This window comes from Pseudomonas sp. B21-032 (assembly GCF_024748965.1).
Lineage (GTDB): Bacteria > Pseudomonadota > Gammaproteobacteria > Pseudomonadales > Pseudomonadaceae > Aquipseudomonas.
This window is the reverse complement of the sequence record NZ_CP087180.1, coordinates 3,287,743-3,308,780: the sequence shown is the minus strand read 5'-3', so window position 1 is coordinate 3,308,780 and position 21,038 is coordinate 3,287,743. Positions and strand designations below refer to the sequence as shown.

The 21,038-nt window shown below is 59.1% G+C and carries 17 protein-coding genes; 10 read left to right on the top strand and 7 right to left on the bottom strand.

The window, feature by feature from the left end; translation table 11 throughout:
• Positions 1–80: 80 nt before the first annotated feature.
• The 4 genes from LOY54_RS15220 to LOY54_RS15205 are packed head-to-tail and all read left to right on the top strand — an operon-like array spanning position 81 to position 5,214.
• Positions 81–2,204: a TonB-dependent siderophore receptor gene (locus tag LOY54_RS15220; RefSeq protein WP_258606975.1), complete on the top strand. Its 2,124-nt coding sequence runs from the start codon at positions 81–83 to the stop codon at positions 2,202–2,204.
• Entirely contained in the window at positions 2,204–2,485 is a 282-nt protein-coding gene (locus LOY54_RS15215) for a hypothetical protein (protein ID WP_258606974.1), read from the top strand. The genes LOY54_RS15220 and LOY54_RS15215 overlap by 1 nt, the downstream gene beginning before the upstream one ends.
• Positions 2,482–3,984, top strand: a complete 1,503-nt coding sequence (locus LOY54_RS15210) for a PepSY domain-containing protein (protein ID WP_258606972.1) — start codon at positions 2,482–2,484, stop codon at positions 3,982–3,984. Before LOY54_RS15215 ends, LOY54_RS15210 begins: the two co-directional genes overlap by 4 nt.
• A 12-nt stretch (positions 3,985–3,996) precedes the next feature.
• Entirely contained in the window at positions 3,997–5,214 is a 1,218-nt protein-coding gene (locus tag LOY54_RS15205; protein ID WP_213604270.1) for a RhtX/FptX family siderophore transporter, read from the top strand.
• Between the two features lie 247 nt (positions 5,215–5,461).
• Here LOY54_RS15205 and LOY54_RS15200 read toward each other — a convergent pair whose 3' ends face one another.
• From LOY54_RS15200 to LOY54_RS15180, 5 genes are all read right to left on the bottom strand, one after another.
• Positions 5,462–6,049 (bottom strand): hypothetical protein, encoded by a 588-nt coding sequence (locus LOY54_RS15200; RefSeq protein ID WP_258606969.1) that lies wholly within the window; start codon positions 6,047–6,049, stop codon positions 5,462–5,464.
• A gap of 321 nt (positions 6,050–6,370) precedes the next feature.
• A complete protein-coding gene (locus LOY54_RS15195) occupies positions 6,371–8,056 on the bottom strand; it encodes a class I SAM-dependent methyltransferase (RefSeq protein ID WP_258606967.1) in 1,686 nt (561 codons plus the stop codon).
• A 450-nt stretch (positions 8,057–8,506) separates the two neighbouring features.
• A protein-coding gene (locus LOY54_RS15190) for an IS3 family transposase (protein WP_258606965.1) occupies positions 8,507–9,669 on the bottom strand; the annotation gives its coding sequence in 2 pieces (ribosomal slippage) (positions 8,507–9,417 and positions 9,417–9,669; 1,164 coding nt in all).
• Positions 9,670–10,047: 378 nt separating this feature from the next.
• A complete protein-coding gene (locus tag LOY54_RS15185) occupies positions 10,048–10,962 on the bottom strand; it encodes a CFI-box-CTERM domain-containing protein (RefSeq protein WP_258606963.1) in 915 nt (304 codons plus the stop codon).
• 631 nt (positions 10,963–11,593) lie between these two features.
• Positions 11,594–12,214 (bottom strand): hypothetical protein, encoded by a 621-nt coding sequence (locus tag LOY54_RS15180; protein ID WP_258606961.1) that lies wholly within the window; start codon positions 12,212–12,214, stop codon positions 11,594–11,596.
• Positions 12,215–12,378: 164 nt separating this feature from the next.
• Between LOY54_RS15180 and LOY54_RS15175 the strand changes: the two genes are divergently transcribed.
• The gene (locus LOY54_RS15175) at positions 12,379–13,092 is read left to right on the top strand and encodes a tellurite resistance TerB family protein (protein ID WP_093382032.1); all 714 of its coding nucleotides are present in this window, start codon (positions 12,379–12,381) and stop codon (positions 13,090–13,092) included.
• A 6-nt stretch (positions 13,093–13,098) separates the two neighbouring features.
• Here LOY54_RS15175 and LOY54_RS15170 read toward each other — a convergent pair whose 3' ends face one another.
• On the bottom strand, positions 13,099–13,671 hold the full coding sequence (locus LOY54_RS15170) for a LuxR C-terminal-related transcriptional regulator (RefSeq protein WP_045198154.1): 573 nt from the start codon (positions 13,669–13,671) through the stop codon (positions 13,099–13,101).
• Positions 13,672–13,814: 143 nt separating this feature from the next.
• On the opposite strand from LOY54_RS15170, the gene LOY54_RS15165 reads away from it, so the two are divergent.
• From LOY54_RS15165 to LOY54_RS15145, 5 genes are all read left to right on the top strand, one after another.
• The gene (locus LOY54_RS15165) at positions 13,815–14,993 is read left to right on the top strand and encodes an acetyl-CoA acetyltransferase (RefSeq protein WP_045198156.1); all 1,179 of its coding nucleotides are present in this window, start codon (positions 13,815–13,817) and stop codon (positions 14,991–14,993) included.
• Between the two features lie 2 nt (positions 14,994–14,995).
• The gene (locus LOY54_RS15160; protein ID WP_258606958.1) at positions 14,996–16,537 is read left to right on the top strand and encodes a class I adenylate-forming enzyme family protein; all 1,542 of its coding nucleotides are present in this window, start codon (positions 14,996–14,998) and stop codon (positions 16,535–16,537) included.
• Between the two features lie 43 nt (positions 16,538–16,580).
• Positions 16,581–17,903 carry an MFS transporter gene (locus LOY54_RS15155; RefSeq protein ID WP_213604282.1) on the top strand — a complete coding sequence of 441 codons (1,323 nt, stop codon included), beginning with the start codon at positions 16,581–16,583 and terminating at the stop codon, positions 17,901–17,903.
• 120 nt (positions 17,904–18,023) lie between these two features.
• A complete protein-coding gene (locus LOY54_RS15150; RefSeq protein WP_258606956.1) occupies positions 18,024–19,550 on the top strand; it encodes a hypothetical protein in 1,527 nt (508 codons plus the stop codon).
• A 34-nt stretch (positions 19,551–19,584) separates the two neighbouring features.
• Complete coding sequence (locus LOY54_RS15145) at positions 19,585–20,418, top strand: trypsin-like serine protease (RefSeq protein WP_258606954.1); 834 nt, start codon at positions 19,585–19,587, stop codon at positions 20,416–20,418.
• A gap of 11 nt (positions 20,419–20,429) precedes the next feature.
• On the opposite strand, the gene LOY54_RS15140 is transcribed toward LOY54_RS15145, so the two are convergent.
• Complete coding sequence (locus LOY54_RS15140; protein WP_258606952.1) at positions 20,430–20,984, bottom strand: YdeI/OmpD-associated family protein; 555 nt, start codon at positions 20,982–20,984, stop codon at positions 20,430–20,432.
• Positions 20,985–21,038 lie beyond the last annotated feature (54 nt).

Sequence of the window (21,038 nt, the reverse complement as noted above, 5' to 3'; positions counted from 1 at the left end):
GTTTGAAGGATACTAATGAGAATTATTATCGAAATTGGGGCGGGGCAATGTTACATCAGGGAGTCAAAAAGGCAGGACGGATGGGGCAACGCAGCCGGGCGCACTTGGCGATGGTCCTGGTACTGGGCCTGAATCCGCTGGCGCTGGCGATTGCTGCAGAGAACGGCAACGGCACGCTGCAACTGGGCAACATCGAGATCACCGGCAAGGACAGCGCCAGCAGCGTGACCGCACCCGGTGTCACCACCATCGGCAAGATGCCGCTCAAGCTGCGCGAGACGCCGCAGTCGGTGAGTGTGATCGACCATGAACGCATCGAGCAGCAGAACCTGTTCAGTCTCGACGAGGTGATGCAGCAAGCCACTGGCGTCACCGTGCAGCCGTTCCAGCTGCTGACCACCGCTTATTACGTACGTGGCTTCAAGGTCAACTCGTTCGAACTCGACGGCGTGCCGGCCTTGCTCGGCGACACCGCCAGCTCACCGCAGGACATGGCGGTGTACGAACGGGTCGAGATCCTGCGGGGCTCCAATGGCTTGCTGCACGGCAGTGGCAACCCGGCGGCGACGGTCAACCTGGTGCGCAAACGCCCGCAAAAAGAGTTTGCCGCCAGCACCACCTTGAGCGGTGGCAGTTGGGACCGTTACCGCGGCGAGGTCGATGTCGGCGGGCCGTTGACCGAGTCTGGCAATGTGCGCGGGCGCATGGTCGCCGCCTACGAGGACCGCGACTATTTCTACGACATCGGCAAGCAAGACACTCAGCTGCTGTACGGCATCAGCGAGTTCGACCTGAGCCCGGACACCCTGCTGACCCTGGGCGCGCAGTACCAGACCATCGACTCGGTGACCAACATGGCTGGTGTGCCGATGGCCAAGGACGGCTCGAGCCTGAACCTGCCGCGCTCCACTTACCTGGATGTCGACTGGGACCGCTTCAAGTGGACCACGCGGCGGGTATTCGGCTCGCTCGAGCAGCAACTGGACTACGGCTGGAAAGCCAAGGTCGCCGCCGAATACCAGGACGCCGACTCCAGCCTGCGTTATGCCGGCGCCTACGGTGCGATTGACCCCGTCACCGGTGACGGCGGCCGCCTGATGGGCGCGGCGTACAAGTTCGAAAGCACCCAGAAGAGCGTCGATGCCTCGGTCAACGGGCCGTTCTCGCTGTTCGGCCGCAGCCATGAACTGCTGCTGGGCAGCAACTACAGCCAGGGGCAAACCGAGCAGCGCACGGCGGACTTCACCACGCCGTTGAACGTGCCGGTCAACGTCTATCGCTGGGACCCGCACAGCGTGCCCAAGCCGGGTATCGGCGCCTACACATCGCCGGGTTCGACCACCACCACCTCCAAGGGTGTCTACGCGCTGACCCGCTTCAAGCTGCTCGATCCGCTGACCCTGGTGGTCGGTGCCCGGGCCAGCTGGTGGGACCAGGATGCACCGAGCGATCACTTCAAGCCCGGGCGCGAGATCACCCCGTACGGCGGGCTGATCTGGGACTTCGCCCAGGACTGGTCGTGGTACGCCAGTTACGCCGAGGTGTTCCAGCCGCAGACCGGGCAGACCTGGAGCGGCGACCTGCTCAAGCCGGTGGAAGGCAAGACCTACGAGACCGGGGTCAAGGGCGAGTTGCTGGAGGGCCGCCTGAACGTGTCGCTGGCGGCGTTCCGCATCGACCTGGAGAACAATCCGCAGGTCGACCCGGAACACCCCGGCGCCGGCCCCAACACCTACTACATCAGCGGCGGCAAGGTGCGCAGCCAGGGCTTCGAGCTGGAAAGCACCGGCTATATCACCCCGGACTGGAGCCTGTTCGCCGGCTACACCTACACCACCACCGAATACCTCAAGGACACCCGCAGCAACTCCGGCGAGCGCTATGCCGAGTTCACCCCGCGGCACATGCTGCGGTTGTGGAGCCAGTACGAGCTGCCTTGGCAGGAGCGGCGCTGGAGCGTCGGTGCCGGGGTGCAGGCGCAGAGTGATTTCTCTGCGCAGTCGGGCGCCGTATCGATGCAGCAGGGCGGTTATGCGTTGCTCAATGCACGGGTTGCCTATCGCATTGACGAACACTGGACGGCCTCGCTCAACGGCAACAACCTGGCCGACCGCAAGTATTACCAGAGCCTTTCCAACCCCAACTGGAACAACCGCTACGGGGAGCCGCGCAGCCTCAACATGACCTTGCGAGGCACGTTCTGATGGCAGCCCCGGGCCTTGGGCCATGGTCGCTGCGCATCAGCCTGGCGCTGGCTGGCAGCGTGCTCAGCAGCCTGCAACTGGCGGTGCTGCTGGCCCGCCACTACCCCTGGGGCGACGGGCTTGAGCGGCTTTATGCGGCGATCTTTATCGGCCTGGGGTTTCTCGTCACGGTGCTGTTGTGGGCGCTGCTGGCGCCGGACTGCAAGCGCGTGGTCTACCGCTCCAGCGCCTGGTTGCTGCTGTTCAGCCCTTGCCTGGCATGGGCAGGAGCCGGGTCATGATGGGCGCACCGCGGGCGCTGGTGCAGCGCGTGCATGCCGGTGCCGGCGGGGTGTTCGGCGTGCTGCTGTTGGTGATTCTGCTCAGCGGCGCCTGGAGCATGGCCCATGAGGACCTGCGCAGCTGGTTTCGCGGCCCGGCAGCCTTGACGCCAGGGCCGCTGTTGCCCTTGGCGCAATGGCTGGCGGTGGCCAGCCGCCACGGCCTGGCGCCCGAGGCGTTGCAGATTCGCCTGCCCGACGGCGAGCGTGCGGTGGTCGAGCTGTGCGCGCCTGCCAAGCCGTGCAACCTGGCCCTGGACCCGGCCACTGGCCGGGAGCTGGCGGCAGAGAACGCCGCCGATATCCTCTTCAACCTGCACAAGAGCCTGTTTGCCGGCTTCCCCGGGCGGGTGCTGATCAGCCTGCTGGGGGTGGCGCTGTTGCTGATGATCTGGGCCGGCAGCGCGCTGCACAGCGGCCGCTTGCAGGACCTCACGCGCTTGCGCCGTGACCGTGGCCCGCGGCTGCTGGCCCACGACCTGCACAGCCTGATCGGCCGCTGGGCCGGGCCGTGGCTGCTGTTGTTCGGGGTTACCGGGGCGATGTCCGGCCTTGGCGCCCTGGGTACCCTGACCCTGGCCGGGCAGGCGTTTCCCGGGGCCCCGCAACAGGCGTTCATGCAGCTGCTGGGCGCACCACCGCAGGTCGATCCGCAGGCGGCGCCGGCCCAGCCGTTCGATCTCGATCAACTGCTGAGCAACGACGCGGCGGCGCACCCGGGCTTCACCGCCCAGAGCGTCACCCTGCATCACTGGGGCGAGCCCGGAGCCTGGCTGGAAGTGGCCGGCATCGAGTCCGGCCTGCCCAGCACCGCAGTGTTCGAGCGCCATGCCTACCGCGGCGATGACGGCCAGCCGCTAGCCACCAGCAGTGCCAGTGGCCGAGGCTTCTGGCTGCAGGCGTTTATCGCGGTGCAGCCGCTGCACTTTGCCGATTATCGCTGGCTACCCCACGCCGGGCCGCTGTTGCGCGTCGTGCATTTCAGCATGGCCCTGGGCGCCGCAGTGCTGGTGCTCAGCGGCCTGTACCTGTGGCTGGAGCGCCGGCGGCTGAAGGGCGGGGCAGGCTGGCAAGTGCTGCTGCGCCTGGTGGTCGGTGGCGGCGGCGGGTTGCTGGCGGCCAGCGCCGTGCTGCTGTGCGCCGGGGCGCTGGCCAACCTCGGGCTGTTGCCGCGCAGTTCACTGACGGCGTGGTTCTGGGGCTGCTGGATCGCCAGCCTGCTGCTGGCCGCGCTGATGCCGCCGCAGCGCCAACCGCTACGCCTGCTGTTGAGCGTGGCCGGCCTGGCCTTCCTGAGTGCTGGCGCCTTGCACCTGGCTGGCAGCCTGGTGCACGCCAACCTGAGCCTATGGCCGATTGACCTGGTGCTGTTGCTCGTGGGCGCCAGTGCCCTGTGGGCGGTGCGCCGCCTGACTGTTTTTTCGCGTACGGCGCGGGCTGCCGACGCCAACGCTATCTGAATGGAGACTCGCATGCTGGATCTGTTGAAACACTGGCGCATGGTGCTGACCTTCGCCCTGTTGTACCTGTCCCAGGGCATCTGCTTCGGCATCGCCATGGACGCCTTGCCAACCCTGTTGCGCCACGACGGCGCGGCCCTCGATGCCCTGGCCTTCCTGCCATTGGTGGGCCTGCCGTGGGTAGTGAAATTCATCTGGGCGCCGCAGGTCGACAACCACTGGAGCCCGCGCCTGGGGCGGCGGCGCAGCTGGATCATCCCGATGCAGATCCTTGTGCTGCTGTGCCTGGTGACTCTGGCGAGCATCGGCCTGAGTGTCGATACCGCCGGCTGGGCCGTGGGCCTGCTGATCCTCGCTTCGTTCGCCAGCGCCACCCAGGACATCGCCACCGACGGCATGGCCGCCGAGTATTTCAGCGACAACATGCTCGCGCGGATCAACGCCATCCAGGTCGGCGGCACCATGTTCGGCTTCTTCGTCGGCGGCGCCGGGGCGCTGCTGCTCAGTGGCCATTTCGGGCAAACCACGGCCTTCGGCCTGTTGGCCCTGGTGCCGTTGGCGAGCCTGTGCTGTGTAGCCTGGCTGCACGTGGCACCGGCTAAAGAGAAACAACCCGACGTCGCCCACGCCAGCCTGTTGCGCTTCATCAAGCGCCCCGGGGCGCTGTCGCTGGTGGTGCTGGCATTGCTCTCGGCGATGACCGCGGTGTCTGGCTTCGGCCTGTCGAAACTGTTCCTCAACGATGCCGGCTGGTCGTTGCAGGCCATCGGCCAACTGGGCATGAGCGGCGGCGTGGTGACCATCGTGCTCGGTTGCGGCGGCGGTGCCTGGCTGATCCGCGTGCTGGGCTTGTGGCCGGCGTTCATGCTGGCGGTGGCCATGGCCGGGGTGGCGGCGCTGGTCTGGCTGCTGCAGGCAAGCGGGCTAGTGGCGCCCCGGGTCGAGTTGATCTGGCTGGCGGTGGGGCTGGGCTCGTTTGCCACCGGCGCGACCTCGGTGGCAATCATGACCGCCTCGATGGCGTTTGCCGGGCAAAGCGACCAGGCCGGCACCGACATGACCGCCGTGCAAAGCACCCGCGACCTTGGCGAAATGCTGTCGTCCTCGCTGTTGCTGGGGCTGACCGCGCAGGTCGGTTACAGCGGCGGGTTCCTCACCGGGGCGCTGATGGCGGTGGTGGCGCTGCTGGTGGCGCTGAATTTGGCGCGGTATCGGGTTATTGCGCAGTAGGGGGATCGTCCGCTCGAACGGCGATTAGACGGTGGGAGCGGGCTTGCCCCGCGATAGGGTCATGGCCGCGTGATAGACAATGCCCATGGCCCGGATCGCGGGGCAAGCCCGCTCTCACTTGACCGTCATGCATCGGCGGCTGAGGGTTGAACTAATGGCCGCTATCGACCCAAAGTAGCCCTTTGGCATTGCCAGAAATCTGCCAGAAGCAGCCTGTAACAGTATCAACTCTTATTGATTGGTATGCTCAAGCTCTTGACAGCAGCGGCCACCCGTTCGATGCGCGCCAGACTTGCTCACCTAGCGTTAGTAACATTGTCTGACACGACACATCAGGGAGGAAGCTCTGTAATTCTACATAGCTGAACGTCCACTGGTATTTTCGGAGTTCAGGGTACAAGGAGAGAGCAAGTGCTGCTGTCCCAAAGTCTGGGAAGGTGTGCTCACGAGCTCGTGTCTGTAAGTTAGACGCAAGCCCCGAGTACACGAATTTAGTATTCCAAAACTCCTCTAGGTCGTCTGAATAGCGTGCAGCGCTACCGGCAATATCATAGATTTTTACCGGTGCATCGTTTCCAGATTTTTTTTGCTTGTACAACAATTGAGGTCGGTGCTGCTGCTTGAGTACCTCTAGCGGAGTATCTGTCTCAATAAAATACCAACCAGCACTGCGCGGAATTTTTCCGTTGATGTGCCACTTAAGGTCATCCAGTGCCATATTGACTGGGTTGGCTAAGTGGTCGAGATGCTGAGCCAAATCGCACAATTTCCGACGCAAGACTTGAGTGGGCTGACTTGTCGTTATATCCGCAACGATCGAGGTGTTCTCTTCCATATGCTAGCTCTTCACTGGAAATTCTGGGCGGTTCATCATGCCATAGCAGATGATTTAATCTCAAATATTCGAAGTCCGGCGCTTGCAGCGAGCCAAGATGGTTCCGGCCAGATGACCGCTATCGGCCAGAAGCAGTCATTGAGTTACTACTGAGTTAGCTTGTAATATACATACTTATCTAGTTGGCAATGGAATGCCCGCCAATGGCCAGATCAACAATTTTCATACTCGGCAACCAATTACACCAGAAAAGACTCACGCGAGCCTCTAATTTTGCCTGCCTGATATTCATTGAGCTTCAGGCAGGCACGGGGTGATAAATTAGGATGTAAGTGTTTCGTTCAAGTCAATACGCTTTTTTAGCGAGCTTTCTTCAATGGAAGAAATTGGCAATGCATGCCCTCCATAAAGATAGTCATCTTGGTAGTTATGATTATTTTTAACCAAAGCATCCAGTGCAAGCCTGAACGTCAACTGGGTAGACATCACTTCAAGGTCACTAGCGACCAAGTGACCGGAAGATAGCCAGTCATAGATATACCTGCACTCATCAAAAGGAAGGACATCAAGAAACATCCGGTTCTTTTTACCATCGGCGACATACGTAAACCGCTTAGCCTCTTTAATATTCAAATGCTTCGGATAGGAAAACTGTGCAAATAACGGATAAAAGCCTAAGCCCTCAGTGGGTACATCGCATAGCTGAGGCATTTCTAACCGATAATTGAAGTCCCGAACATCTAGCATCCCCGCCCGCCACAAACCCTTATCCTCTTTGCAAGCATAAAAAGCGAGAATAGTTTCGATGGCTTTCTTTTCGTTTCCACTGGTATAAACTAGTTGCTGCATCCATCGACGAAAAAAGTTCCGTTCGCTATCCGAATACGGAACATCTTGTCCCTCATAAATATCAAGAAAGTCAATTGTTCTTAATAGCGAAAAATTGCCTCCCTCATGAACGTAGCCGCACTCATTCCCCAACAGATTTTTTTTGGCCGAGGCAATGATCTCTTCTTTTTTCAAAAACATATTATCCCACAGCTTGCTGTTGATCAGTCTCTCTGTGGGGGCGATAATAGAGCCTATATCCATTATCTGCCGCGTTATATAGGAGCCATAGTAGAAATCAAAGTTTGACTTTACCTTGTCGAATAAGAACTCATAACCTGGCTCCTCGCCCTCTATTATAGAAGAATCATCTTCGTGATCCACTGTAGAAGAATCATCTTCATCAAGATCGTGCATAGTCGTCTCGGAAACCCACATCCCGTGCTCTTCCGCACTGGATCCAGCATAGAATCTTTTTCCTGAGGTCGTGTCCAAAGTTCGCTTTGGGTAAAGATATGATGCTATCAAGTGCGAATATTTATGCAGATCGGATTCTTTATTGGTGTCTGGCGCGCTGAAGTTAGTAATAAGTACCCCCAAAGGGTTCAGTGATGAGTTTCGAAAAATTGAAGATACGGTTTGTAGAGTTCTTTGATCGCTGCTAGGAAATGTTGCACAAGCATCGTAGTATATAATATCAAATCTCCGAGGGGTGGCCGCGAAGTACTCCTCCATTTTCATTTTTATTAATTTAACGCCCCTAATATTACTATCACGAACCTCCTTGAGGGCTCGTTCAAATTCATTATCTGAAATTTCAAAGGCCCAAATATTTTCAGCGCTCACCCCTAGATCAATCAAGGTTTTTATGTCATTCATGGGCTCAGGTCCCGCGAGATATGCGATGGTTAGATCTCTCGCTTTTAATCGACCAACTACAGAAGCCCGGAAATCTTCCCATGCTGTCACATCACGATCCAAACAGCGATCAGCGGCCAACTGATATTCGCCGTAATCTAGGGCGCTGCATAAGTTTCTCGCTGTGCGCACATAAGCTCTAGGGGCTATAGTCGACTTCTGTCTACGAGTGGTTAAAAGTTTTACAGCGTGGGTCAGCGCATTAGATCGAGCCAAAGTTTTCGTGGGTTGCTTGTATGAAGTTGCATTTTTATTATCCATTCGTAAAAACCTATCCTGGTTAAACCGACTTTAAGAGCTTCCTAACTAACAATTCACAGGGTCGCACGCACAATTTTCGGGTTTGCCAAAGCTAGCAAGTATGAAAGCGTTCATCTGTGAGAAAACATGGCCTCCAGCTTGACATAATCTGTCAGTCGAGATTTTTTTCCAACTACGAAAACGCCTTAGCCTTCGCCTAATTTTGAACGGCCGCAGCTTGAAACCGCTAACCATGATGGCGGCGCGCACGAGCGCAGAGCCTAATACGGGGTTAGGGAAGCACTGGGGAATGGCCGCCTTAAGAGCCAAGTTTCTCCCTTGCCGACAGGCAGCAATTGGCCGAAAGGTGCCCCCTCGTTTCCCACGCGTGCTTGAAAGCCTGCTTTTTGCCTAGACGAATGACAGGTTCTGGCCGTATGCAGACTCCGGCGAGGGTTTGCTATGTAGTGGTCAACTAATCCCGGACACTGCGTTAACTTTTTCCTCGGCCACAGCGGGCGCCAGCCCGCTGTTAAATTGATGTGGCCGTTGCCAGTTGTAGCGCTGCATCAAAAACCGGCCGATATCCTGCTGTGCTAACGAAGCGCTCATGTAGCCCACGGTCGGTATCCATTCCGTTTTCAGGCTGCGAAACAACCGTTCCATCGGTGCATTGTCGTGGCAGTTTCCACGTCGACTCATGCTCTGTTTGAAGCGATAGCGCCACAGTCGCTGACGGAAGCCTCGGCTGCCGTACTGGCTTCCTTGGTCGCTGTGAAACAGAACGTTCTGAGGCCGACCACGCTGCTCATAGGCCATATCCAAAGCCTTGATAACCAGGTCAGCGTCAGGCTTCGATGAAAACGCCCAGCCCACCACGCGACGGGCGAACAGATCGATCACAGCCGCCAAATAGTGCCAGCGACCTTGAGCCCAGACATACGTGATGTCACCGCACCAGACCTCATTCGGCGCCGACACGGTGAACTCTCGATCCAACACGTTCGGGATATCCGGCCGCTCCACCGTCGCCTTTTTATAGGCATGTGAGCCAGGTTGCTTGCTGATCAATTTCATTTCGTTCATCAGCTTGCGCACCTTGAATCGCCCAATCTCTATGCCGTCCGCGCGCATCATGAGCATGATGCTTCGGCTGCCCGCCGCGCTGCGGCTTTGAGTGAACAGCTCGTTCACTCGGCTGCGTAAAACCAATCGCTCAACGTCCGGAGATCGGCGCTTGCGGCAGTGCGCGTAATAGCAAGATCGGGTGACTTCAAATACCGAGCACAACAGATCAACAGGCTCTTCAGCGCGGAGTTGATCAATTAACGCGAACGCTCGTGTTCCTCGGCCATCAAGAGCGCGGTGGCCTTTTTTAAGATCGATTTTTCCCGTTCCAGCCGATTGATTCGAGCTTCCAGCTCTTGGATTTTTTGCTGTTCGGGCGTCAGCGCTTTACTGGTCGGAGTTACACCATTTCGCTCTTCCTGAAGCTGGTTAACCCATCGACGCAGGGCCGACTCCACCAGCCCAAGTGAACGGGCGGCATCGATATGGCTGTAGCCCTGGTCGAGCACCAGGCTGGCAGCTTCGCGCTTGAATTCTGGGGTAAAGGTACGACGTTGCTTGGTCATCAGACACCTCTCTATGGCGAGCATTTTCGCCTAAATGGGTGTCCGGAATCATTAGACCACTACACTATTGGTCGAAAGCAGACCCCCGCAGCCGTCAGCTCTTGACCCATAGCTGCCCTTCACGAAAGGCAAGAATCGGCCATAACGCAGTCGACAGCGAGCGGCGTACCGGGACGGAATGGTACACAAACGGACGCCATCACTATGGTTGTCACCTTGGGAACTGAAGCGTCGGGGCATCATGGGCAATGACTTCTCGATTGAGGACAACGCCGACAGACTGGCAACTGAGTAAATCACTGCTTGTCACTGCTTGATTTGATGTCAAAGCTTGAAGTTGCTGAGAGGTGCACCCCCAGCAACATCAAGCTTCTGATCTTATCGCTTTTTGGTTTGTGTGGCCTTGACAATCCGAGTGACCACGAAGGCTAGAGGGGTTATGAATGCTCCAAGAACCAGCTTCTTTCTCAGTTCGCTATTTTCAATCTTGGAAGCAATCGAAGGGCTGACCCTGTAGTAATAGGCTATGAATGCCTGGCCGAGCTTGTGCTTTTGAAGGATTTCATCCCTGAACAACCTCAGCACTAGAACCTTTGGATGGTCATAGCTGCCTGTGGCTGCTGTTGCAATGAAGCAACCTGATTTTGCAGGTGGTGCTGTGTTTACTTGAATGCCAGCCGCATTTGCTTTTGAGATTAGCGAGGTTCTCAGTTGCGACAGGTAAGATGTGGCTTCCGGCTCATCTTTTAAGTAGTCCATGTACTCTGATGAATGAGAGTAAAAGGAGTCTACAGCAGCTATGATGGACTTCAAGGAGGCTTCGTTCTCATTTAATGAAAGCGATTTCTCCAGAAGCTTGATTGCTGCGATGCGCTTGGGGATGAAGCCCTTCGCAGATAACCGTGCAAATCCTTTCTGAGCTAAACGGTGGAGCACTGCTGAGCCGCCTGCCGGCATTGGCACTTTGTGGTGATCAATGATTTTTTCTTTGTGACTAGCTTCCAGGCTTTTAATGATGTCTGCATAGCAGTTTTCTATAAGCGACTGAGTGTTTTCAATGCCAAAACTTGGCGTGTGATTCTTCAAGCCCCGATCTAGGCTGAAGAGGACTTCTTCAACTTTAATGGTGTCGTCATCAACCATCATTACTGCAGCAGATAGGCCTTTGATAAGCCAAGCCTCTGACTCAGTGGGATCGGCTTCGATTATTGAGGAGCTGTACTTATAAGAGTCTCTATAGCTACTTGCAAGAAATGAGGAGCTTGCCAAGTCTTTTAGAGTGTTGATATCCATTTCTCGATTCCATCATAAACGATAGGGTCGGATCTGCGAGCAGAGGCAGGGCATCCTGCATTGCAGAGATTTCATTATGATATCATCGCTGAAGGTCTTTCAAAGATAAAGGAATTTGGCACCGCCCTTCGAAATCTAAAGCCCGAGGTCGCTCGCAAACCCCAGTTCCCCAAGCCACTCCAGGTGCTGCTTGACGTGGTCAGTTCTGTAGGTCTCAAAAAGGCGTTTGACTGGGAAGTCGTGCAGTACGGGCCCCAAGCCTTGCTTGGCGTACCAGCGATGATCTGAGCTTGCTGTCACGATGAATTCAAGCTCATCGCCGCTGGTAATAAGCTGGAAGTGGTACCTGTTTCCTGAGGCTGAATAATCTCAGTTCGCTGAGCTGCGCTGTGGGCTGTTCGTAAGGGAATGGCAGGCTGAGTCGCCCCAGCTTCGGTAGACACTCGATGACTACTATTGGCCGCAAGCTGCCCCGACATGAAGGGCAGCTTTGGGTCGAAAACGGCCTTTCGCGAGAGTCAGCAAACAGCTGTGGCTTCAACCGCAGGTGCCTTCGAAACTTGCTTCGATTCTCCGACCGGCCTTGATTCCGCACACCGCCAAAGCCTTGCACGCCTTAGAGCGCTGCACGCTATTTACCCTGTTTGTTGCCAGATTGCGCAACCGGCACCGAGGATTGCCCCGCGATTCGCTTGACCAGCGCCGCATGACTGCTGGCTTGGTCGCTGCGGGAAATGACCTGGATGACCGCCATGCGCTCGCCGGAGCCTGCGATAAAGGTGCTGTTCAAGGTTTTGCCGCCGCCCAGGGTCGCCGTGCTGTCGATTTGTCGCACGCCAAGGCCGTTGCGGTTCAGGCGCGCTTCGCCGGTTTGTCGAAAGTCCGGCAGCCCGGCACTCTGGCGTTCGACGAAACCGCTGACGGCGCCGTCGAGGAAGGCGTCGTCGTTGTCACCTGGGCGCGACGCTTCGGGGAGCGGTTTTTCGACCACCATGACCACGCGCTTTTCCTGCGCATTGGCATACAGGGTGCCCACGGCGCCGGCGCCTTCGCTGCTCTGTTCGTCGGCGCTCAGGGGGCTGGCGATGAAGCCTGCCGGCAGGGTGAAGCTGAACTTGCCGCCGAGCACCGCGACCTTTACTTCAGGTTTCGGCTGGCTGCCGGCTTTGCTTGCGGCATGCAGATTCGGTAGCGCCAACAGGCCGACAACGGCCAGGGTCAGCGTCAGGGCGGTTTTGTGGAAAATCGTCATACAGCCTCTCGTGGGGCGCGGGGCAGGGCGGGGTGGCTATGCTCACATAAACCTGCGTGCTCGGTAAGCCCCGGGTTAGCCGTCGGCCAGACGGTCATGGCAGATCGCCTTGCGAGGGCTATCGTTGCTTGTCTAAACAGCAACTACCGACCGAGGGCGGTGCTATGAACACCAGTGATCTACTCGAACAGCTGCTTCGCGCCGGGCAGGGTTCGCAAGCGCAACAAGGAAGCAGCGGCAGGTCCGCGCAAGACGGCCTGGGCGGTCTGGGCGGCTTGCTGGGCGGGCTGCTTGGCGGCGGCAGTGCATCGGCGGGCGGTGCTGGCCTGGGTGGTCTACTGGGCGGGCTGTTGGGGGGCAACGCGGGTGGCTCTACCCAGGGGCGCTCCGCCGGAGGCACCAATTACGCCGCCCTGGCGTCGCTGGGCATGATGGCGTTCCAGGCCTATCAAAGCTGGCAGCGCAGCCAGGCGGCGGCCCCGCAACAGGCGCTGCGTACGGTCGATCAATTGTCCGGCGCCGAGGCCGAGGGCCACAGTCATGCAATCTTGCGCGCGCTGATTGCGGCAGCCAAGGCTGACGGTCGTATCGATGAGCAAGAACAAGCGTTGATTTACGCTGAAATCAAACGTCACACCAACGACCCGCAACTGCAGCAATGGCTGGATGAGGAAGTCAGCAAGCCACTGGATGCTGGCGAGGTGGCGCAGTCGGCCCAGGACCCAGGCATGGCAGCGGAAATGTACCTGGCCAGCGTAATGCTGGTGGATGACCAGCAGGACGCAGAGCGGGCCTACCTTGACGAACTGGCCGGCGCACTGCAAATCGATCCGGCCTTGCAGGTGCATCTGGAGCAGCAGGCCAAGGGAAACGCCTGACGCCGCTCAACTGATGAAGATGATCTTCGACACCAGCTCTGCGCTGTTCTTGGCCTGAAGCTTCTTCATCAGCCGGGCGCGGTGGACTTCCACGGTGCGGTGGGAGATACCCAGCTTGCGCGCCACCTCTTTGCAGGTCAGGCCGTTGACGATATGCAGCGAGATCTCGCGTTCGCGCGGGGTCAGCTGGATGGTCGGCGCCGGCTGGCGGTCCAGGCGCTCGAAATGCCAGACCATCAGTTTGAACGGGTCCTCGACCGTCAGCGAAAAGCCGTGGGCCCGGGCCCAGAACACCTCGCCATTACGATGCTGCATGAAGCGCTCGTCGGAGTAGAAGGCGCCGGGGCCGTTGCGCAGCCAGTGCTCGCTGCGTTCGCCGATGCTCTGGTAGTCGGCGTGGGAGGGGTACAGCAACAGGGTCAGGTTGCCTTGCAGATGCTCGCGCTCGTAGCCGAACAGGCGCTCAAAGGCCTGGTTGCAGTCGAGCATGCGCCGATGGCCGGTGATCATCTGCGGCGCGGGGGAAACCTGGAAGGCCAGGCGCTCAAGGTCCTGGAAGTGCGGGGCGTCTTCGGTCATCGGGCGTCCTGCCTCGGGTTTGTCGGAGCGCACCGGGTTGGCGGGCACTACTTACTGGCGTAAGTAGTTGCCCCAACTAGCGTGGGATTCGGGCGCTGAATCATTGTATGGAATACGCGCTTCAAGGACAGAAGAAAATCACCATGACACACGATTCCGTATCCATCGTCGCGGCTGCCCACAGCCCTTTTGGTCGCCTGGATGGCCTCAACCTCGAAGACCTGATCGTCAAGGTCACCCGCGAAGCCCTGGCAGACGCCGAGATCGACGCCGGTGAGATCGACGCGCTGTTTCTCGGGCACTTCAACTCAGGCCTGGTGGCCGATGGCTTTCCTGCCTCGCTGATGCTTCAGGCCGACCCGCAACTGCGCTTCAAACCCGCCACCCGCTGCGAGAACGCCTGCGCCTCGGGCTCGGCGGCGATCCAGGCCGGCATCAATGCCATCCGCAGCGGCGCCGCCGACCTGGTGCTGGTGGTCGGCGCCGAGAAAATGACCGGCAACAGCACCGTCGAAGTCACCCGCGCCCTGGCCGGTGCCGGCTACCAGAACGCCATGCAGGAGGCCGGCCTGAGCTTCGCCCAGCTGTTTGGCCAGGTGGCCCAGCAGTATGCCGAGCGCTACCACAGCCCGTTGGCCTCGATGGCCGCGATTGCGGTAAAGAACCACGCCAATGCCATGGCCAACCCGTTGGCGCAGATGCACCGGCTGATGGATTTCGAACACTGCAACAATGTTTCCTCGGGCAACCCGCTGATCGCACCGCCCCTGCGCCTGACCGACTGCTCGCTGATCAGTGACGGCGCGGCGGCGATCATCCTCGCCTCGCCGCAGCGTGCACGTTCGATGCGCCGCCAGGTGGCGATTCGTGCCATGGTCCAGGTCAACGACTTCCTGCCGCTGTCGCGCCGCGATGTGCTGGCCTTCGAGGGGCCGCAGCGGGCGATTCAGGGTGCCTTGCGCGAAGCCGGGGTGACCCTAGGCGACCTGAACTTTGCCGAGGTCCACGACTGCTTCACCATCGCCGAACTGCTGATCTACGAAGCCATGGGCCTGGTCCCCCGCGGTGAAGGCCATCGCGCCCTCGACGACGGTATCGTGCGCCAGGGCGGGCGCCTGCCGGTCAATCTGTCCGGCGGGCTCAAGGCCAAGGGCCATCCGGTCGGTGCCACCGGGGTTTCGATGCATGCCCTGGGCTTTGCCCAGCTGACCGGCGAACCCATCGGCCTGGGCGTGCCCGGTGCCGAGTTCGGCTTGCTGTTCAACATGGGCGGCATGGCTGTGGCCAACTACGCCAGTGTCCTGCAAGCGGTCAAGGCCTGAGGATGAACATCGCCCATTGGCTGCGCGATGCGGCCCAGCGCTGGCCGCAGCGCCCGGCGTTGTTCGAGGGGCAGCGCCAGGTTGCCGACTACCAGGCGTTCGCCGCCCAGGCCCGGGCTCGCGCCGTGCAACTGCGCGAGCAGTACGGCATTGCGCCGGGCGAGCGGGTGGCGCTGTTGATGAAGAACAGCTGCCGCTATCTCGAACTGCTGTACGCCATCTGGTGGAGCGGCGCGGTGGCGGTGCCGATCAACAGTAAGCTGCACGCCCTGGAAGCCGCCTGGATTGCCGGCAATGCCGGCGCCCGGCTGGTCTACACAGATGACGGCCAGGTGTTCGCCAGCGGCGCCTTGCCGAGCGGCTGCCAAGAACTGGCGGCGCACACGCCGAGCCCGCAAGGACCCTTGGCGGATGAGCAACTGCCCGAGCCGTACCCGCGCCAGGACAGCGACCTGGCCTGGCTGTTCTACACCTCCGGCACCACCGGGCGCTCCAAGGGCGTGATGCTGTCCCATGGCAATTTGATCGCCATGTCCCTGTGCTATCCACTGGACGTCGATGCGGTGGCCGCTGGTGACGCGGTGGTGTACGCCGCGCCGATGTCCCATGGCGCCGGCCTGTACAACTTCATTCATGTGCGCTGTGGCGCCCGCCATGTGGTGCCGGCCTCGCGCGGCTTCCAGGCGGCGGAGCTGTTTGAACTTGCGCAGCAACTGGGCCAGGTCAGCCTGTTTGCCGCGCCGACCATGGTCAAGCGCATGGTCGACCAGGCGCGCCTGCAGGGGTATGCCGGCGAAGGCATCAAGACCATCGTCTACGGTGGCGGGCCAATGTACCTGGCCGATCTTGCCCAGGCCCTGGACACCTTCGGCCCGCGCCTGGTGCAGATCTACGGCCAGGGCGAATGCCCGATGACCATCAGCGCGCTGTCGCGCCAGGCCATCGCCGATCGCGGACACGCCGACTGGGCGCAGATCGCCGCCTCGGTGGGGCGTGCCCACGCCTGCGTCGAGGTGCGCGTGGTGGATGCCCAAGGCCAGCCGGTGGCCGCGGGCGAGCCGGGGCAGATCGTGGTGCGCGGGCCAGTAGTGATGCTGGGCTACTGGGACAACCCGCAAGCCACCCAAGAGGCCCTGGTAAACGGCTGGCTGCTGACCGGCGACATTGGCTTTTTCAACCAGCAGGGCTACCTGACCCTCACCGATCGTTGCAAGGATGTGATCATCTCCGGCGGCAGCAACATCTACCCACGCGAAGTCGAGGAAGTGCTGATGCAGCACCCCGAAGTGTTCGAGGTCTGCGTGGTCGGCGAGGCCGATGCCGAATGGGGCGAATCGGTGGTAGCCTTCGTGGCCTTGCGTTCACCCGATAGCCTCGATGCGCAGGCCCTCAACCAGTGGTTTCTGGCGCGCATGGCCTCGTTCAAAAAACCGAAAAAGTTCGTCTTTTGCCCCGAGCTGCCGAAGAACAGCTATGGCAAGATTCTCAAGACCCGCTTGCGCCAGTGGTTACAGGAGCCTTCGCAGCCTCTGATCAACCTCTGACGCGCGGTATTTCATGGATAGCACTACGACAGGAGTCCCCACTATGGGTGTGCCAGCTTCCAACCCCCAGCGCCAGCGGCGCCGGGCCTTTATCGGCGCCACCTCCGGCCACTTGATCGAGTGGTACGACTATGGCGTCTACGGCTTTCTCGCCGTGTACATCGGCAAGGCGTTTTTTGTTTCTGACGACCCCACCAGCAGCCTGCTGGCAAGTTTTGCCGCCTTTGCCCTGAGCTTCTTCATCCGGCCCCTGGGCGGGCTGTTCTTCGGCCCCCTGGCCGACAAGATCGGCCGGCGCAAAACCCTGATCACCGTGCTGGTGATGATGGCCGGCTCGACCTTCCTGCTCGGCCTGTTGCCAACCTACGCCAGCATCGGCATCGCCGCGCCGATAATCCTCGTGTTGATCCGCTGCGTGCAGGGCTTCTCGGCCGGTGGCGAGATCGGCACTATCACCAGCTTCATTTCCGAATACGCCGGCCCCGGCCGCCGCGGCTTTGCCACCTGCTGGCTGATGGTCACCGCGGTGCTCGGCCTGCTGCTGGGCGGCGCCGTGGCCAATGGCATGACCTGGGCCCTGGGCGCCGAGCTGATGCAGGAGTGGGGCTGGCGTATTCCGTTCCTGGTGGCCGGCCCACTGGGCTTCATCTCGATGTACATCCGCCTCAAGCTTGAAGACAGCCCGGAGTTCCTCGCCCTGGTCGAGGCCGGGCAGACCTCCAAGGCGCCACTGCGCGAGGTCTGGCAGTGGAAGCGGGCGATCGCCCTGGTGTTCTTCATCATCACCCTGCACAGCTCGATCTTCTACCTGGTGCTGACCTTCGCCTCGACCTACATGTCCAACACCCTCAAGTTCGACAGCGGCACCACCTTGCTCTACGTCTTCGTCGCCAGCCTCTCGGCGGCGCTGGTGATGCCGCTGGGCGGCGCCTTCACCGACCGTTACGGGCGCAAGCCGTTCTTGCTGGTGATCGGCACCCTGGCAACCCTGGCCATGTACTGGTTCTTCAAGACCGCGCCGGGCGCCACGCCTGCGACCCTGTTCTGGCCGCTGATGGCCGTGGCGATTCTGTTCGGTTTGTACGCGTCCTCGACCTACGCCTTGATGAGCGAGTTGCTGCCCACCCGCATCCGCTCCACCGGCATCGCCGTGGCCTACAACATTCCGGTGGCGGTGTTCGGCGGCAGTGCGCCGCTGATTTCTACCTGGCTGATCAAGCTGACTGGCGACATCACTGCGCCCTGGTATTTCTATGTGGGCACCGGGGTGGCGTCGCTGCTGGCGTTGGTGGTGTTGCGCAAGGAAGATTTTGTCGCGGGTGGGCATGCGGTTGGCAAGGAGGAGGGGGTGCCTGTTTTAGTCTGAGCGGGTTATCGATCCGTTTACTGCTTAAAATCAGTTTCTCGCGAACCATGTGGGCAGCCACTAATTTGCAGGGTTCATGGCCAACTGCTATTAGTTGTTAAAGCCTGCTAGGAGCGAGTCATGGCCAGAGCACTCATGCTTCATCAGATTCCCCTATCGTTTTTCGTTAAAGGCGGGGGAATCGCCATAAGCATGGCATGTTGTGTTCTGGCGATCAGCCCAGCTTACGCTGCCGAGGGATCGCTGCAGACCCGTGTAGTCTGGCAGTCAACGTGCCCCAGTGATCCTCCCCCTCCCATCGTGAAAGACAGTGATCGGTCCGGAGTGATCGCACTGATTGCTGCAGCTATGGCCCCGAAGCTGATAGAGGGGGCAGTCGATATGGCTGCCGAGGCATTGAAGGCTGCTGGTCAAACAAAGACTACGGCATCGACAGCGAAATCCGCGGACTATTTTTATAAAGTCAGCCAAGAGGCTGACATACTCAGCCGAACAAACTGCCTAGTGGTTGTTCGTGGTGAATTTGAGCCGAAGTCGATAACCCAGCATGAATTTGCAGCCAAAGTCGAGGCTTTCCAGGGGTTAACGAAATTACATTTTTACTACGAAGCAAAACTTAATCGCCTCAGAGGACTGCAGTACTTTCAGCTGACGCCAAACTATCTGGAGGTAACCGAGTTTGACTATTGGCGATTATTTGGTACCAGGAAACGCGACTTCATCGTCGCCGTTACCTTGACCGTTCCTGGGGGCGCTGCGCCGTTTGGTTCCGCTGAGATGACGTTCAAGGACATTCGTCGGGGCGAGAAAATAAAGGCAGGCGATTGGCGCCTGAGCTCAGCGTCGACGCTTCCCATTGCATTCCCACCAGCGTCCGCAGATGCCACTAAGGCTAAGGAAAAACAGGAAGCCAGGGTGGCTCGCTATTTGTTGGCGCTCGATATTCTAAACCCCAAGGACCCAACACCTTCTCAGCCGGAAAGTGTCTACCTGGACAAACGTGTTGTCGCGGCGGTCGATACGTACTGTGCGGCCATGAGCGCCCAGAACCTCAAGCTGGGTAAAGACCATCAGTTGCATGATGATCGATGCAATTACTCATTGACGGCTGATCGTGAACGCCTGGACAACGCCATTGAGGCTGCCAACTCAAATAAACACCGCAAAAAGTGGGCTGGAACGGTGTGTGATTATAGACCCGCGCGCACAGCCGATAAAAAACCCGCTACGTGTGAAAGCATGGGCGAAGACGTTGATCTTGAAGACAAGGTCTTCACCTACTTTGTAACGCAGCTAACGTTAAGTGAGACCAGTGAGGGAAGCAAGTTCGCGTTGTATCTGGGCAATGCCCTATCCTCTTCAAAGGAAGAGGTAAGTACGGTGCTTAAAGGCTATTTACCTAAATCTGCAGACGCTAAAGATGCGGATAAAGCATCCCGGCGAGCGGCGCGCGAAGATGCTTTGCTTGCCGACCTCGAAGTGCAGAAGGCAGAGGAAGCCCTGGCTGATGCGTTGCTTCCCGAAACCCCTGTGGCGGTGGACGTTACGTCGGCTCGAATTGCGTTGCTGAAGGCCAAGATTGCTGCTAACGAAGCACATCGCAAAGCGGGAACCAGTGTTCCATTTCCGTTGATACCTGGCGTGTAGGTCTGCGCTAATGAACTGCGTTCGAGCGTGGGCCGTGATTGCCGTTGTCGCACTGGCGACGGTTGGCTATGGCAACACATCGGCAGGAGCGTTGAAACAGATCAGCGACGAATTAAAAGCCTGGATAGAAAAATACGCTGAGCCGACGATCTATAACGGTAAGCCGGTCAAAATTGAGTTTTCACCCTGGCAGGTTGCGCTGCTGCAGTTTGGTGCAGCCGATACCAGGTCTGCAGTCGTCTGTGGTGGGGTGTCGATTGATTCGGTTTGGGTATTAACAGCTGCACACTGCTTTTTCGATCCGACCACAAAAAGTAGAAAGCCGGATTCGAAGTTTTATGTGGGGTACAACGCTGACGACCTTACAAAAGCTGTTGCGAAGGTCAAGATAAAGAGAGTGGTGGTGAATGAGAAGTATGATCCCAGGGGGAAAGAATTTGATGTGGCATTAGTTCGCTTGGACACACCCATACCGGTGCGAGGATTTATGCGCTTGCCCAGTCAGGCAGAGGCGACGGCCCTGATCAAGCCGGGGACGCGCCTAACGACCACCGGCTGGGGCTTGACCGAGGCTGGCGTTAAATCAAATCTGCTGTTGGAAGTTGAGGTGCCGGTTGTAGGCTTTAGTGATTGCAGCAAGCATTACAACGCTACATTACCGGCAAATGCTATTTGTGCGGGAGAACAGGGTAAAGATGCGTGCTCGTGGGACAGTGGTGGGCCACTTTTCAAGCGGGCTGAAGATGGGCAGTCAGTCCAGATTGGAATTGTCAGCTACGGCAATGTGTGTGGACGCGAGTCGCCGGGGGTTTATACGCCTGTAGCTGCGCATCTCGCCTGGATTGCGAAAACACGTTCTGCAAAATGATTGACCACGCACTATGCGCTGTCTGCCTCGGGCGCACGCAACGCCTTGCTGTAGTAGCCGGATGAATCGAAACAGCACACCTGCTTCTTGCCGGATGCAAGCATATCGCAGGCATCGCTTATGCGTTTTGCCCGGGTCTTGAGTTGCTTGGCTGACGTGATCCAGTGGATCCAGTCGACGCGTGCGAGGGTTGTCGTACTGTTCCAGACTTCACGCGCCTCGCCAGCGCTGGCCAGGGCCTGCTGAAAGTCGGCCGGGATGTCGGGCTCGGGCTCCTTCTTCACCGGGGTCAGCTCCAGTGTAACGACATCCCCCACGGCCGCGCCTGCGGCTTCGAGCAAGGCGCTGTCTACCTGCAGCCAATGGCTCAGTTGGCCATCGGGCTCAAGCGTTGCCTGGAAAGGCTGCCCGTTGATGGTGCCGTCAACGCTGGTGCGGCCGCGCCGGGGAAGCTGTTCGCTTGCCTCTCTTGGCAGGACGACGAACGCCCACGAGGTATCGTCGCCAGGCTTTGCCGGGCGCAGAAGCTTTGCTTCGAAGCGGGATTTAGCAGCGATTGTTGTCATTGCAATGCCTTGCTGTCCACTCACTGTCGCGTTTGAACGCGACAGTGAGAATAG

Bases quoted from the DNA above. Each gene is read 5' to 3' on its own strand.
- LOY54_RS15220 (WP_258606975.1), top strand. From the start codon at position 81: ATGGGGCAACGCAGCCGGGCGCACTTGGCGATGGTCCTGGTACTGGGC.
- LOY54_RS15215 (WP_258606974.1), top strand. From the start codon at position 2,204: ATGGCAGCCCCGGGCCTTGGGCCATGGTCGCTGCGCATCAGCCTGGCG.
- LOY54_RS15210 (WP_258606972.1), top strand. From the start codon at position 2,482: ATGATGGGCGCACCGCGGGCGCTGGTGCAGCGCGTGCATGCCGGTGCC.
- LOY54_RS15205 (WP_213604270.1), top strand. From the start codon at position 3,997: ATGCTGGATCTGTTGAAACACTGGCGCATGGTGCTGACCTTCGCCCTG.
- LOY54_RS15200 (WP_258606969.1), bottom strand. From the start codon at position 6,049: ATGGAAGAGAACACCTCGATCGTTGCGGATATAACGACAAGTCAGCCC.
- LOY54_RS15195 (WP_258606967.1), bottom strand. From the start codon at position 8,056: ATGGATAATAAAAATGCAACTTCATACAAGCAACCCACGAAAACTTTG.
- LOY54_RS15185 (WP_258606963.1), bottom strand. From the start codon at position 10,962: ATGGATATCAACACTCTAAAAGACTTGGCAAGCTCCTCATTTCTTGCA.
- LOY54_RS15180 (WP_258606961.1), bottom strand. From the start codon at position 12,214: ATGACGATTTTCCACAAAACCGCCCTGACGCTGACCCTGGCCGTTGTC.
- LOY54_RS15175 (WP_093382032.1), top strand. From the start codon at position 12,379: ATGAACACCAGTGATCTACTCGAACAGCTGCTTCGCGCCGGGCAGGGT.
- LOY54_RS15170 (WP_045198154.1), bottom strand. From the start codon at position 13,671: ATGACCGAAGACGCCCCGCACTTCCAGGACCTTGAGCGCCTGGCCTTC.
- LOY54_RS15165 (WP_045198156.1), top strand. From the start codon at position 13,815: ATGACACACGATTCCGTATCCATCGTCGCGGCTGCCCACAGCCCTTTT.
- LOY54_RS15160 (WP_258606958.1), top strand. From the start codon at position 14,996: ATGAACATCGCCCATTGGCTGCGCGATGCGGCCCAGCGCTGGCCGCAG.
- LOY54_RS15155 (WP_213604282.1), top strand. From the start codon at position 16,581: ATGGGTGTGCCAGCTTCCAACCCCCAGCGCCAGCGGCGCCGGGCCTTT.
- LOY54_RS15150 (WP_258606956.1), top strand. From the start codon at position 18,024: ATGGCCAGAGCACTCATGCTTCATCAGATTCCCCTATCGTTTTTCGTT.
- LOY54_RS15140 (WP_258606952.1), bottom strand. From the start codon at position 20,984: ATGACAACAATCGCTGCTAAATCCCGCTTCGAAGCAAAGCTTCTGCGC.